Source organism: Saccharomonospora marina XMU15 (genome assembly GCF_000244955.1).
Classification (GTDB): domain Bacteria; phylum Actinomycetota; class Actinomycetes; order Mycobacteriales; family Pseudonocardiaceae; genus Saccharomonospora_A; species Saccharomonospora_A marina.
Genome location: NZ_CM001439.1, coordinates 734,623 through 749,448 on the forward strand (window position 1 = coordinate 734,623; position 14,826 = coordinate 749,448).

9 protein-coding genes are annotated in these 14,826 nt (G+C 66.2%); 5 read left to right on the forward strand and 4 right to left on the reverse strand.

Annotated elements, in window-relative coordinates; translation table 11 throughout:
• Positions 1-182: 182 nt before the first annotated feature.
• Both SACMADRAFT_RS03550 and eccE read right to left on the reverse strand, forming a co-directional pair.
• Entirely contained in the window at positions 183-905 is a 723-nt protein-coding gene (locus SACMADRAFT_RS03550) for a hypothetical protein (RefSeq protein WP_009152408.1), read from the reverse strand.
• Positions 902-2,140 (reverse strand): type VII secretion protein EccE, encoded by a 1,239-nt coding sequence (eccE, locus tag SACMADRAFT_RS03555; RefSeq protein ID WP_009152409.1) that lies wholly within the window; start codon positions 2,138-2,140, stop codon positions 902-904. The genes SACMADRAFT_RS03550 and eccE overlap by 4 nt, the downstream gene beginning before the upstream one ends.
• A gap of 413 nt (positions 2,141-2,553) precedes the next feature.
• On the opposite strand from eccE, the gene eccB reads away from it, so the two are divergent.
• Entirely contained in the window at positions 2,554-4,179 is a 1,626-nt protein-coding gene (eccB, locus tag SACMADRAFT_RS03565) for a type VII secretion protein EccB (RefSeq protein ID WP_009152411.1), read from the forward strand.
• Between the two features lie 394 nt (positions 4,180-4,573).
• Here eccB and SACMADRAFT_RS03570 read toward each other — a convergent pair whose 3' ends face one another.
• Both SACMADRAFT_RS03570 and eccD read right to left on the reverse strand, forming a co-directional pair.
• Entirely contained in the window at positions 4,574-6,202 is a 1,629-nt protein-coding gene (locus SACMADRAFT_RS03570) for a S8 family serine peptidase (protein WP_009152412.1), read from the reverse strand.
• Positions 6,203-6,240: 38 nt separating this feature from the next.
• A complete protein-coding gene (eccD, locus tag SACMADRAFT_RS03575; RefSeq protein WP_009152413.1) occupies positions 6,241-7,641 on the reverse strand; it encodes a type VII secretion integral membrane protein EccD in 1,401 nt (466 codons plus the stop codon).
• Between the two features lie 218 nt (positions 7,642-7,859).
• On the opposite strand from eccD, the gene SACMADRAFT_RS03580 reads away from it, so the two are divergent.
• The 4 genes from SACMADRAFT_RS03580 (at position 7,860) to SACMADRAFT_RS03595 (ending at position 14,797) form a co-directional block, all read left to right on the forward strand.
• Positions 7,860-11,873 carry a type VII secretion protein EccC gene (locus tag SACMADRAFT_RS03580; protein WP_009152414.1) on the forward strand — a complete coding sequence of 1,338 codons (4,014 nt, stop codon included), beginning with the start codon at positions 7,860-7,862 and terminating at the stop codon, positions 11,871-11,873.
• Positions 11,874-11,976: 103 nt separating this feature from the next.
• Positions 11,977-13,878, forward strand: a complete 1,902-nt coding sequence (locus SACMADRAFT_RS03585; RefSeq protein WP_009152415.1) for a type VII secretion-associated protein — start codon at positions 11,977-11,979, stop codon at positions 13,876-13,878.
• Between the two features lie 262 nt (positions 13,879-14,140).
• Positions 14,141-14,458: a WXG100 family type VII secretion target gene (locus tag SACMADRAFT_RS03590; protein ID WP_009152416.1), complete on the forward strand. Its 318-nt coding sequence runs from the start codon at positions 14,141-14,143 to the stop codon at positions 14,456-14,458.
• A 51-nt stretch (positions 14,459-14,509) separates the two neighbouring features.
• Positions 14,510-14,797: a WXG100 family type VII secretion target gene (locus tag SACMADRAFT_RS03595; protein WP_009152417.1), complete on the forward strand. Its 288-nt coding sequence runs from the start codon at positions 14,510-14,512 to the stop codon at positions 14,795-14,797.
• Positions 14,798-14,826: the final 29 nt, after the last annotated feature.

The window sequence follows — 14,826 nt, forward strand, 5'->3', positions numbered from 1 at the left end:
AGTCAACCTTGCTGAGTCGGCCGACATTCAGGCATGGCATACCACGAGTTATCCACAAGGGTGCGGTTATCCACACCCGCAGAGCCAACCGACGCCGGCCGGCGAGCCTGGCGGCCAAGACCGCAGTTTGCCCGCGAAACGCAGTAACCGCGTTTCGCGGGCAAACCGCGTTGCGGGGCGTGTCAGTCGCCGCGGCGGACCGGGCCGAGGATCTGCTGTTCCTTGCTTGTTGTCACCAGACGTAGTGGTCGCCAGAGGTTTCGGCCAAGAGCGACCACTTGGTCGTCCTTGAGCATCGTCAGTTGCCCCTTCATTTGAAAGGGCAATCGCCAGATGCGCGCCGCGAGGTCGGCCTGTCCTGCTGGAAGTCGCTGCATCAGCACCAGGTCCGCGGCGTTGGCGAGTGCACCCGCTTGCGGATGCAGATACGGCAGCACATAGACGGTGGTCTGCCACGGCGATCGGGGAGGGAACAGGTCCTGGGGTGTGGGGCCGCCGTCGTGCACAACGAGCAACGGCGCGTCCTCAGACGGCCTCGGAAGCTCGACAGGTGACAGCCGCCGGATCTGCACCAGTGGTGAAGGTTGGCCGTTGCGCTGGGTACCCGCAGCCTGCGACAACACATGCCACGCCGTTGGCCTACCCGTCGCGACGACTACCCACGCCCCTACCGCCATCGCGCGCAACGCGACCTGCCTGGCGAGGTACAACCCGCCGACGAGCACGATCCTGGTCGGCGTCGATCGTAGGGCCGAGACAGTCAGCGGCTCACCCTGCAGCCCCGACCCCAGCACGATGCCGCCCCGGTCGCCGGACGGGCTGATGGCGTCGAGCAGCGCGGGGTCAACGACGAATTCCGCCGCCACCCCGGCGCCGTTGTTGGCATCGTGAACGCGGGCGGTCACGCCGTGCCTCCCATCGGAAGAGTCGCGGAGAACCCAGCCATCTGCAGTCCACGCAGCGGCGTCAGTGCAACCCCGAGACGGCCGGAAATGCTCGTCAGCCGCTGGTCCGCTGCCTCGAGCTCACGGGGGTTGCGGGCGCTGACCCGAACAACACCGCGTAGAGCGATCTTGTCGTCCTCCTGTGCGGGCGAGATTGCCATGGCCACCGTCGCGGAAAGGGCGCGCACACTCGTGAGCGCGTTGAGGTTGCTACTGACCTTGCCCTTGGGCCAGCCCGTGATCGCGTAGCTGGCGTGCCCGATTCCCGCGGCTGTCACACCGGTCCAGCGCTCGCGCAGCCTGACGCGCGTGTCGGATCCGGCGACACCGGTGAGTTCGGCGGCGGAGATCCCCGCTCGCAGCAGTTCGTCGGGATTGAGGGGACGGGTGGGTACGCCTCGCGATTCCAGCGCGTTGCGTACCCGTGAGAGCGCACCGATCAGTGCCCGATGGGAGCCGACCACGCCACCACCACGTTCTTGTATCGCTGCAGGACACCGCTTCGGGTCGAGTCGGATGGAGACCCATGTCGTGCGGCGAGCCGCAGCCGGAAGTGGCCCGAGCACCTCCATGTAAGAACTCAGCGCGGGTGAGTCGGCAGGCAGGGCGGCACTGCCCGGGTAGCAGTGCCACGTCAGTTGTATGGAGTCGAGGACCACACCGCGGTCTTCGAGGCACGGCGCCAAGGCCGACAGTGGCAGGCCAGGGGCTCCGCCTGCCTGTGTGATCAGTGCCGGCGTCGGCTCCACGAGGAGCACGGCGGTCCACATTCCGTCGTGCCAGGCAAGTGCCACATCCTGGTGCTCGTGATCCTTGCCGTACGCCACCACAAGATCCGGCACAGCGAGCCGGAGAAGGCTTACTCGCGCGTCGTCGGGGCCGATGACGTTCTGTTCGGCAGCCTCGGTAGCGAGCTTCTCCACCGTGGGCGGTGGCGGTGTGACTTCCCGGTCGTGAGAGCGGAGGGTGTAGCGCGCGGTTAACCCGGCCCACTGGGTGAACCACTGACCGCCCCAACGGAGCAGAGCCAGAATCAGCGCGACTGCGACCACCGCTATCGCGACGTACAGCAGGGAGTCGTTGAGAGCCAGAAGGAGCAGGGCGATAGCCAGCCCGACTTCCAGCAGCACCACATTGGCAACCGGCAGCGGACCGAAACTCGCGCCAAGCGTCCTTCGCCGTGCAGGCGGTGCCATACGGGCCGGTGGGCTGGAGCCGTTCGGCTGAGGGGGTTGGGGCCCGGGTGGTGGCCCTGGCGGTCCACCAGGACCGCCAGGCCCCCCAGGACCCCCCGGTCCGTGCGGTCCGCGTGGACCTTGCGGGCCACGTGGGACCGCAGGGCCCCGACTGGGCCCGCCAGGCCCGTCTGGTCGCTGTCGAGGACCAGCAGGCCGTCCGACCGGCGGTTGCGGTCTCGGCGGCGGGCCCGTGCGACGTGGAGGAGTGCTGACGGACATCCGCTCGTTCTCTTCCCCTCGTGCGTACAACTGGCGTCAACCGGTCCCGGGAAACCGAACCAGGACGGAGTTGGTAGAAACCAACACCAGATGGTTCCCCGCACGGCTATCCTGCGGAACCGTACCGCGAGTGGGAGAGCTGTAGGTCGAGAATGCCGTCAACACCGACAACCAAGTCGCAAGTCCAGGCGTACCGGTTCGTGCTGCGGCGCATGCAGTCCGCGCTGGTCCGCAAGGACGCGGTGATGTTGCACGACCCCATGCGGACGCACTCGCGTGCCACCATCGTCGGTGTCGTGCTGAGTGCGCTGGCGATGGTCGGCTTCGTCATCGTCGGGTTCTTCAAGCCTGCCCCCAAGCCCCCGGACTCCGGCATCGTCATCGGTGAGCCGTCCGGTTCCGTCTATGTCGTCGCGGAAAACCCGAAGAAGCTGATTCCGACGTTCAACCTTGCTTCGGCAAGGTTGATGCTCATGGCATCCCAACACGGAGGGGAAGGTGGGCAGGCGGCGGCTGCCGAGAGCGGTGGCCAGCCTGACGAGCCCGAGGTGGTCCCCGACGATCAGCTCAAAGACATCCCGCGAGGGCGGCTCCAGGGCATACCGAACGGCCCTGAGTTGCTGCCGGCCGAGGACCAGCTCATCTCGACTGATTGGGCGGTCTGCGACCAGATCGACATCAACCGTGACCTGCCCAGCGGCTTGGCGCGGGACTCGGCAGAGACAACGACAGCTGTCTTCGCAGGCCTGAAGGACCTCGGGCGGGAACTGACGCAGAACCAAGCGCTCCTGGTTGTCGCCGAAGACGGCAAGCATCATTTGATCTACCGACAAGGTACTGACGAGAACCAACCCAACGCGAACGCTGTTCGGGCCGAGGTCGACATGGAAGACGCCTCCGTGCGCCGTGCATTGGAACTCGACCCGGCCATGGCAAGGCGAATCTCGATGGGGTTGTTGAATGCGATCCCTGCTGTGGGCGAGCTCAAGGCACCCACAGTGCCGGGAGCCGGTGAGACGCCTGACGGATTCGACGTCGACGGCCTGCCTGTCGGGGCAGTCTTCGCCATAGAACGTAGTAACAGCACTGAGTACTACGTGATTACTCGGTCGGGTACTCAACCGGTCACGCAGGCCGTTGCCGACATGATCCGGTTCAGTAACACCCAAGGCGGAGGCGAATCCGTCGAGCGAGTCAGCCCGGACGTACTGACGAACGCCCCCAGCGTTGGCAGGAACGACCCCGCCTACCTCGACGTCGACTACTACCCGCCGTCGGTGCCGACCGTGCTTGACCCCTTGAAGTTCCCAGTCGGCTGCCTTGGCTGGAGTGTCAAAGGCACGGGTCCCCAGCGGGACGCCTACACCGCCGTCTACGTCGGCGCCGAGTTGCCAGGACCCAAGGACGCCCAAGGCAAGCCGCAACTGATCGACATCGGATCTCCGAGTCCTGACAACTGGAAGATCGACAGCTTCTACATGCGACCCGGGTTCGCGGCCGCGGTTCGGTCGGCGACGACCAAGGACACCTTCGGCAGGGGCAATATCCAGCTGATCTCCGATCGCGGAATGCGCTACGGCATCCCGAGTACCGAAATCGCCTCCGGGCTGGGGTTGAACAGGCTCGACCCCGCTCCCGAGTCCATTATCAAGTTGCTTCCCGTGGGTGCTTCACTGAATACCCAAGACGTCATGCGTACCTTCGACGCGGTGCCGGTGGACCCGGACGCCGGGTCCTTCGAGGAGCAAGGTGCGGCCGGGGCTGCAGGTGGAAACTGAAACCACCTGCCGTAGGCCGACTACGGCAGGACTGTGGTCGGCGGGTCTTGGGGTAGCCCGGTCAGCTCGACCCGGCCGATCCACGGGAGCAGAAGACTAGTTCACGCAGCTGGCCAGGTGAGCCGGTGCGTGTTGGTTGCGCGTTTAGCGGGCAAACCGTTCGCCTTGCGGCGTCGCTCACCTGCAGGCTGGGTGCTTTGACCCCCATGGTGGTCGCCCGCCTACCGCGGTTTGCCCGCTAAACGTTGTTCTCCACCTGCAGGTGGGCCAAGCAACCTGATTGTCGAGATGCAGCTGCAGCTGCGTTGTGAGGGTGCCGGCGCTGGGCAGGGTTGCGCAAAGACAAGCCGACTCTCCGGATCATCGGCAGGCCGTCGAAAGCGCGGTTAGCCCGCTAAACGCGCTTCCGGCTGTCCTCGGGGCGGGTTTGTGCGGTGCGGTTGCGGCGGATGGTGTGTACCACGAAGAGAGTGATGATCAACGCCATCAGCGCACCGCCGGAGCCCGCCAATGCCACGACCATCGGGGTCCAGTCGCGGTTGTCGGTCATCGGCAGGTCCGAAGGAAGCGCCTCTGCCCTCGCAGGTTCGATGCCCTCTTCGGAAGGCACCGTCGCCGTCAACGCCGCCATCGGGTCGATGATCCCGTAACCAATGAAGTTGTCCCGACCACCCGATGCGGCCGGATGCTGCGCCGTGTACGCGATCCGGTACATCACCTGGCGAGCCGTCAGGTCCGGGTACTTCGCACGCACCAACGCGGCCACACCCGATACATATGGTGCCGCGAAGCTGGTGCCCTGGATCTGCTGTGGCTCGCCGTTCTCGATGGTGAGATTCGCCAGCCCCCCAGAGCCGACGGCCGGGTCAAGGGAGGTGATGCCGGTTCCCGGTGCGGCGACTGTCACCCATGGTCCGTGGACGCTGAAGTCGGCCACACTGCCGGTTTCGTCGATGGCCGCCACCGAAAGGACGTCCTCGGCGAACCAGGGAGGCGTCACGATCGTCTTCGGCTTGCCGGGGTCTCGCTGATCGTTCTGGGGGCAGTTCTCGCCGGTGTTGCCTGCGGCCGCTACCACGACGACGTCGTTGTCCACGGCATACCGCACAGCGGCCTGGAGCTTGCGTTCCCCCTCGCCGATGTTGCCGTCGGCGGGCCTGCAGTTGTTGATCGAGATATTGATGACATCGGCGTTCTCGTCGGTGGCGCGGACGACAGCCTGCGCGAGAGTGTCCAGTGTGCCCGCCGCGTCCTCTTCTTCCTGCGTACGGCCACCGTTCTGCGCCGGGGCTGTGTCAGTGGGGTCGGTGGGCGAGCGCAGTGCGTTCGGTTGGCCTTCACCACCTGTGTCGCCGCCGCTGCCGGGGTCGTTGCCGTCCTCACCGCCTGCGTTGTCGTTGCCGCCGCTGGACTGCGACGCCGAGTCGTCGACAGAGTAGTTCTGACTGGACTGGCGGATCGAGAGGATCTGAACTTCTGGGGCGACACCGTTGAACCCGATGTCGGGTGTGGTGTTGGCCGCGATGATGCCCGCGACCTCGGTGCCGTGCCCGTCGCAATCCTCCAGGCCGGGACCGCTGGCGGTGTCGGCCACATAGTCCTCGACGCCCTGCACCCTGCCGTTGAAGAACGGGTGGTTGGTGATCCCGGTATCGATCACCGCGACACGAACAGGTTCGCCTCCCGGGTACCTTCCAACGGAACCGACCGTGGAACGCATCAGGTCGTGCACCTCGTTGATGCGCAGGTACTGCTGTCCCCAAGGGGTTTCCCGTGGGATGACGTCGCGACCCAGGTCGCGTTCCACACACCCGACCTGCTTGACGTAGGGCTTGTCCGGTCGGCCGGTGTCGGTGGGCGGTGCGGTGTTGCCCAGCGGCGGCGGCGTCGCGTAATAGCCCTCGCCGTCGGGCGGGGAATCCTGTGCCATGGCAGGGACGGGTGACAGTCCGGGGCACACCGTGCCGATCGCAACGGTCAGCGCCAGCGCGGATGCGCGCCTCAGCGGCCAAGCCCTACGCACGCGACCCCCTATTACCTCGGTGAGCGGAAAGCGGCGGGTCAGCCGCCGATGTCGAGATGGCGCAGCGTCGAGTACAGTCCCATGACCGCCAGCGCCAGTGGCAGGACCGCCGCGATGCACACAGCCTCGATGATCTCGACGGTGCGCCGCATCGGTGGGGAGAAACGCTGGTTCGGGAAGACCACTCCCAGCACGAGTGCGGCTGCGGCCATCAACACCAGCGACCCGAACACCCAGATGATGCGGCCTGTCGCGTCCTCGGTCCACATCCAGCCGAGCAGGATGCCCGCGGCCGAAACCATGCCTGTCGTCAGTAGGGCAACCGCCTGGCTGCCGTTGGCATAGGTGCGGGCGCGCAGCAACAGGACCATCGTGGCGATCACCGCGGTGAGGATGCCGTAGATGTCCGACGACGAAGCCGTGATGATGGCGGCGACCGCTGTCACCGAACCACACCCGATGAGCAGGCCGGTCATGTACTTGTGCGCGATGCTGGTCCTGCGCTCGATCGAGGAGTAGTCCGGGTAGCCGGAATCCTCTTTGAGTTCCTCGGCGGTTCCCGGCACGTGCGGCAACGGCAGCTTGGACAGCCAGATGGTTGCCCTTGGCAACATGGAGATGCCCGCGAGAGCCACGGCGGCGGTACCCGCGGCGATGCCGGGCGCGGGGTGAGCGATCAGTGTCGCGACAAGGAAGGCGAGCAATCCGAAAACGCCCGCCGTCGCCGCGGCGATGAAGGTGGTGATCCCAGCACCGATGACCAGGATGCATACCGCGGCCACCACAACGACCAGTGCGCTGGCCAGCAGCAGGTTCGCGCGCACGGACGACGCTGCCGGCACGATGTAGAACCCGCTGACGAACGCCAGTGGCAGCCCACCGGCAGCAGCGATCACCACGCCGGTCGCTTCCGCTTCGTAAGCCTTCACCAGGGTCGCGCCCACGGCCACACAGGCGATCGCACCAATACCGCCCGCGATCGCCGTCGCGATGCCGTTGCCGCCGAACAGCGGGCCGCTGAAGAAGAGCGCGATCGCGGCGGTGAGCAGTGCCAGCGTGCCGGCGATGTGGCCGATGCGCTGCGCGGTTTCCTTGGTCCAAGGCCGGAAGCTGTCGGGCTGTGCTTCGGCTATGGCGTCGACGACGTCGTCGTAGAGCGGCGGCGGCGGGTTCTCGTTGCGCTTGCGTAGCTGGAGTAGTTCGCCGTCGACGATGCCGAGGGAGGCGAGTGTCCGGCTGGGGTCGAGCGGTCCGTCGCCGAGCTTGGCCAGCGCCCAGCCGCCGTGTCTGGCGCCTCCGTCGGGGCTGACTTCTTTGGCCATCTCCAGCAGCATGGGCATCAGGTCGGCAACCGCGATGTCCGCGGGCAGCGCGACATCGATACGGGTACGCGGCGCCACCACCGTCACCCTGCTGAAAACCGTCGTGCCCGTTGCCACCTGTTCGCCCCCTACCTGGAGATATCGACGCGGTACTTATACCGCGTCGCGGGTAACTGGCCGCCGAGGGCGGTCACGTTCGGCGAACCAGCCCCACGATGTCGTATTGCCGCCCTAGTATTAACGCACCTTGGTCATGCGTGGGGGCACTTCCGGTGAATGTATCGGTCCGTGCGCCTGCCGGGCCGACGTCGCCGAGTCGAAGAGGGGTCCTTTCGGTGAGCACGCTGCAGTTCAAGCGGTCGCCACGGCTTGCTGCTCCCCGTCCACCGGGCGGCGAGGTGCATCTCGAGCCGCCGCCCGAGGTGCCGAGGACCATACCCGGCAACATCGTCATGAAGCTGTTGCCGGTCGTGATGGTCGTCGCGATGGTGGGCATGGTCGTCTTCATGTTCACGGCCAACCGCGACATGGCGCGCAGCCCGTTCTTCCTGATGATGCCGCTGATGATGATGATGTCGATGGTCGGCATGTTCGCGGGCGGTGGTCGTGGCGGGCAGCAGAAGAAGGCCGAGATGAACGAGGACCGCAAGGACTACCTGCGGTATCTCGGCCAGATGCGGGACAGGGCCAGGGAGGCGATGGTCGACCAGCGTGCGGCGCTGGAGTGGGTGCACCCGGACCCGGAAACACTGTGGTCGTTGGCGACCACGAGGCGGATGTGGGAGCGGCGGCAGAGCGACCAGGACTTTCTGCACCTGAGGGTCGGCCGCAGCTCGCACCGCCTGGCCACCCGACTGGTACCGCCGCAGACCGGGCCCGTCGACGAGTTGGAGCCGATCGCGACGCTGGCGTTGCGCCGGTTCGTGAGGGCACACTCGATCGTGCCCGACCTGCCGACACAGATCACCCTTCGGGGTTTCGCGGCCGTCGGAATGCAGGGCGACAAGAAGCTCACCCGCAGTTTGACCCGCGCGTTGCTCGCGCAACTTGTCACCTTCCACAGCCCCGACGACGTGCTGATCGGGATCGCGACGGCGGGGCGCGCGAAGGAACACTGGGAGTGGGCCAAATGGCTGCCTCATGTGCAGCACCCGACGTTGTCGGACGGCATCGGCCAGCTCCGGATGATGAGCGGTTCGCTCGCGCATATCGAGCAGTGGCTCGACGACGAACTGCGCGACCGCCAGCGGTTCTCCCGGAACGCGACGCCGGCACCGGACCAACCACATGTCGTGATCGTCATTGACGACGCCGACGTCACCGGCGAAGAACAGATCCTGCTCGAGGAGGGCCTCGTCGGGGTCACGCTGATCGACCTTTCCGACTCGATCGGCAACCTGGCCGCACGCCGTGGGCTGCGGCTGGTGGTCGAGCAGGAACGGCTGGGTGCCCGAAGCGCGGGTGGTGTCGAGTGGTTCGGACGTCCGGACTGGCTCAGCCTGGCCGAGGCCGAGGCGCTCGCACGGAAGCTCTCGCCTTACCGGATGGGCTCGGCGGCGGCGGACGAGGGTGAGGAGCAGCCGCTGCTGTCCAACCCGTCGTTGCTGGAGCTGCTCGGAATCCCCGGCGACCCGATGACGTTCGACGTTCAGCAGGCGTGGCGGCCGAGGCCGATCAGGGACCGCTACCGGGTGCCGTTCGGCGTCGGAGAGTACGGCCAGCCGGTGGAACTGGACATCAAGGAAGCCGCGATGGAAGGTATGGGCCCACACGGCCTGTGCATTGGTGCCACCGGCTCCGGTAAGTCGGAGTTTCTGCGTACGTTGGTGCTGGGGATGCTCGCCACCCACTCGTCGACGGCGCTCAACTTCGTACTCGTGGACTTCAAGGGCGGGGCCACCTTCCTCGGTCTGGACAAGGCACCCCACGTATCAGCCGTCATCACCAACCTCGCCGACGAGGTCACCCTTGTCGACCGCATGAAGGACGCCCTCGCGGGCGAGATGAATCGGCGGCAGGAGGCGTTGAAGAACGGCGGCAACTTCAAGAACGTGTGGGAGTACGAGAAGGCGCGGGAGAACGGCGCCGATCTCGACCCGCTTCCCGCGTTGTTCATCGTGGTGGACGAGTTCTCCGAACTGCTGTCGGCGAAACCCGACTTCATCGACCTGTTCGTTGCCATCGGCCGTCTCGGTCGGTCACTGCAGATGCACATGCTGCTGGCGTCGCAGCGACTGGAAGAAGGGAAGCTTCGGGGTCTGGATTCGCACCTGTCCTACCGGATCGGGCTCAAGACGTTCTCTGCCGCCGAGTCCCGTGCCGCCATTGGGGTGCCCGACGCCTTCGAACTTCCTTCAGTGCCCGGTGGGGGGTACCTGAAGTACGACACGTCCACGCTGGTCCGATTCAAGGCCTCCTACGTTTCCGGGCCCTACCGGCCCGCAGGCATCAAGGCGGCCGCTCCTGGGGCCAAGGTGGTTCGTGCGGACAAGCGACCACAGCTGTTCGTCCCTGACTTCGTCGAGTTGCCGAAGGTTCCCGAGCAGGAGCCGGAGCCGATCGAGCAGCCGAAGCAGCAGGAGTCCGAGGAGGCAGTCGAGCCCAGCGAACTCGATGTGATCGTCGGCAGGCTGGTGGGGCAGGGGCCGCCTGCCCACGAGGTCTGGCTGCCACCGCTGAACGAGCCGAACTCACTCGACACGTTGTTGCCGAACCTGAACCCGACGGAGGACAGGGGCCTTTCGCCGGTGGGGTTCTTCGGTAACGGGCGGTTGCAGGTGCCGTTGGGGATCGTGGACCGGCCCTACGAGCAGCGGCGTGACCCGTTGTGGGCGGATTTCTCCGGTGGTGCCGGGCACGGAGTGGTGATCGGTGGTCCGCAGTCGGGCAAGTCGACGATGTTGCGGACGCTGGTGATGTCGATGGCGTTGACCCACACGCCGGAGGAGGCGCAGTTCTACTGCATCGACCTCGGTGGTGGCACGCTGGCGGCGCTGAACGGACTGCCCCACGTCGGCGGTGTCGCGGTCGCACGGCGGGAGCCTGACAAGGCGCGGCGGATTGTCGCCGAGCTCATCACGCTGGTGAGCGAGCGGGAGGCCCGGTTCGGCGCGCTGGGCGTGGACTCGATGAACGACTTCCGCAACCGCAAGCGCCGAGGCGAGATCACCGCCGAGCAGGACCCGTTCGGCGACGCGTTCCTGGTGGTCGACGGCTGGCGGGCGCTGCGTGACGACTTTGAGGAGTTGGAGCCGCAGATCACTAAGCTCGCAGTGCAAGGATTGACCTACGGCGTGCACGTGATCATCGCGTCCAACCGCTGGGCGGATATCCGGCCCGCCATCAAGGACATGCTGGGCACGCGGTTCGAGCTGCGGCTGGGCGACCCGAGCGAGTCCGACATCGACAGGCGGGTTGCGGTGAATGTGCCGCCAGGCAGGCCCGGACGCGGTCTCACCAGGGACAAGCTTCACTTCCTCAGTGGGCTGCCGCGCATCGACGGGTCCAGCAGTGACGACGACCTCGGTAGCGGCGTGACGGACGCGGTCGCCAAGATCGCCTCTGCGTGGCAGGGGCGGCGTGCCCCGCAGGTACGCCTGTTGCCGGATCTCTTGCCCTACGAGGAATTGTTGCTGCAGGACCGGCATCGGGACGGCAGGCTGGTGCCGATCGGGGTCAACGAGGACGAGCTGGCGCCGGTGTATCTGGACTTCGATGCCGAGCCGCACTTCCTGGCCTACGCCGACGGCGAGTCGGGCAAGACGAACCTGTTGCGGCAGATCGTGCGCGGCATCACCGAGCGCTACTCCAAGAAGGAAGCGGTGCTGATCCTCATCGACTACCGGCGCACCATGCTCGGCTTCGTCGAGGGTGACCAGCTGCTCGGATACGCGACGTCGGCCAATCAACTGGAGGGCATGATCAAGGAGGTCACGCAGTCGATGGCCAAGCGGCTGCCCGGCCCCGACGTCACCCCGCAGCAGTTGAAGGAACGCTCCTGGTGGTCCGGGCCGGAACTGTTCGTGGTGGTTGACGATTACGACCTGGTGGCCACCTCCACCAGCAACCCGCTGCGCCCGCTGTCGGAGTACCTCGCCCAGGCCAAGGACGTCGGCCTGCACGTGGTGGTCGCCCGCCGCACCGGAGGCGCCGCCCGCACCGGTATGGACCCGATCATCGGAAAGCTGAAGGAACTCGCGATGCCCGGCATCGTGATGAACGGCTCCAAGGACGAGGGCCAGTTGCTGGGAAATGTGAAGGCGAGTCCGATGCCGCCGGGTCGAGGTGTCTTCGTCAGCAGGAAAGCAGGCAAGCAACTGATGCATGTGTCGTGGATCCCGCCCGAGTGACCTTCTGCCCATCGCGGGCGACACGGTGTATCCACCGCGGGCGAGGTCGGAGCCCATCTGACAGAGTGCTTCAGTACGGAATCGCGATTGGTGGGAGCGGCTGGTGACCTTACGGGTGGCGGTGGACTTCGGGACATCGAGCACCTGTGTCGTCGCCTCTGTGAACGGCCGAGAACCGCAGGTCGTGGTGGTTGACGGCCAGCCGCTGTTGCCCTCGGCCGTTTACGCCGCCCAGGACGGCACGCTCTTCGTCGGCCAGGAGGCGGAGCGGCAGGCTGCCGTGGACCCGTCCCGATTCGAACCCACGCCGAAGCGGCGAATCGACGAAGGCGAACTGCTGCTCGGCGACACGGTGCTCAGTGTGGTCGACGTCGTGCATGCCGTGTTGAGGCGGGCGGTGTCGGAGGCTCGCAGGCTCGCGGGAGGCGCCGAAGTAGCGCTGCTGGTCCTGACACACCCCGCTGAGTGGGGGGCCGTGCGTACCCGGCTGTTGAGGCAGGCCGCGGCGCAACTCGCCCGCGAGGTCGCGCTGGTACCTGAGCCGGTGGCGGCTGCGGTCTTTCATGCGGCCACCTTCGCGCCGACAGACGTCAATCAGGACCGCACGGTCGAGTTCAGCGGGAAACCGGGCGATGTGCTCGCGGTACTGGACCTGGGCGGGGGAACGATCGATGTGAGCGTTGTCCGTCGGGTGTCGGGCAACCGCACCGGTGCATTCGAGGTCCTCGCCACCCGTGGTGACCCGAGCTTCGGTGGCGCCGATATCGATCAGGTCCTGCTGGAACACGTTGGTTCTCTGGTGTCGGATGCCGACCCGGACGCGTGGGAGCAATTGGTGACCGGTCGCGAACTCACGGATCGGCGTCGCAGACGGGTGTTGAGGCAGGATGTGCGTGGCGCGAAGGAAACGCTGTCGCGGCACGCCTACACCGATGTGCCGATGCCACCGCCGTTCGCCGATGCTCATGTGACTAGGGAGGACCTGGAGCGGCTCATCGCGACGCGACTCGGGCGTGCCGTCGAGTTGACGAGCGAGACGATCGAAGCCGCAGGGCTTCGGCCCAAGCAGCTGACAGCGATCTTCCTGGTGGGGGGCTCGAGCAGGATACCCATGGTCTCGCGGTTGGTGCACGAACACACCGGGGTGGTACCGACCACCCTGGATCAGCCGGAGACGGTGGTCGCACGTGGTGCGCTGAGAGCCGTACAGGTGATTCCCGACAGGACGGGCATGCTGCCGGGTATGGCTTCGCAGGGCCGGTTCAGTGGGCCGATGCGCGCGCAGGATCGGCGGACCGATGTGGTGGCCAGGCCTGGTTACCCGGCCCGGCAGGGGCGACCACCGACGACCGGCCCGTTGCCTCGTCACCCGCCGCGGGGCCGTCCGATGGTGCCTCCGTCGCCTCCGCAGCTCCATCCGCCTGCGGTCCCGCTCGGACCCGCAAGGAAGCCGCCCTCGCGCCGTCGCCGGGTGTTGCTGTGGGGCATAGCGGTGGCCGCAGTGGTGGCGGTTGCCGCGATCACGACGGTTGTCCTGGTGTCGCGTGGTGACGATCGGGCGGCCGCTGAGGGGCGGACCTTCGCGCAGTACTCGTACAAGTTCGTTGCGCCCGCAGACTGGACGCAGACGGGGGACAACGTCGCTGACCGGCAGGTCGTTGTCAAGCCCCGCGAGGCCCAGACCAGCGAGGACGACGATCTCGTGGTCGTACAGGAGTTCGTCCTGTCCTACGACGGCGGTTCCAACAGAGCACAATTAGCCCGCGAACTGCGCGACCAGGCCGACGACAGGCCGGACGTGTACAGCGACTTCGCCGAACACCATGCCTTCGCCGGTCGCGACGTCATCTACTACACCGAGAACAAGCCGGCGGCGACGGTGAATTGGTATGTGCTCGCACACGGCACAGCGCAGGTCAGCGTGGGGTGCCAGGAAGCCGAGATGCCGCGCCGCGTGCAGCAGGCCTGCGAGCAGATCGTCCGCACGCTCGAGTTCACCAACTGACCGCCGCGGTTCGAGACAACGGTTAGCCCGCTAACTGTGGTCCAGGCGCACTCTCGGTGGGGTCGCTGACCGCAGTTTGCCCGCTAAACGCGATGCCGGTGACTGGCGACGGGTAGGGGTTTCCGAAGTGGAGCGTTCACGCTAGCAACTAGTTGGGGGCTTACCGCGACAGCGAGGAACCTGCCGTGGCAATGTCTGCGTCGTAGGGCCAGTACGAACAGGTTGACTACGGGCCAATCACGAGCGAAGGGGGTCACTCCCGATGGCAGGCGGTTTTACCGGAACACCGGAACAGTTTCAGCAGGCGTACCAGGACGTCGACGAGATCAAGGCGTCGATGGACCAGAACCTGAACACCCTGCGCAACAACATCGAGGCGACGCAGGCAGGTTGGCAGGGCGAGGCGGCGAAGGCCTTCCAGAACGTCATGATGGCCTTCGACGAGAAGACGAGGAAGCTGAACGAGGCCCTCGGCAACATCGGTGAGCTGCTCCAGCAGTCCGGTGTCAAGTACCAGCAGGCGGAAGAGGAGCAGAACTCCGCCATCAGCAACATCGGCAACACGCTCGGTGGCCTCTGAGTTCGTGCCCACCGAATCGCCAAGACTTTCTCAACTCACGCGGAGGTAAAAATGCCCGAGGGCATCGTTGTTGATTACGCGACCATCCACACGGCGGCGGAGGACTGCAACAAGACCGGCTCCGAGCTCGACGCCTTGTTCGAGGACCTCAAGGCCAGGCTGGCTCCGCTGGTCGACTCCTGGTCCGGTGAGGCCATGGAGGCCTGGCAGCACTGCCAGAACGAGTGGAACCAGTCGTTGGACGAGATGAAGCAGGTGCTGGCACAGATCGCCACGGCGCTGCCTCAGATCGCCGACGGCTACCAGGGCACCGACAAGAGCATCCAGGGCATGTTCTGAGTGTCGTCGAAAGGGGTGCGGGCTCGGCG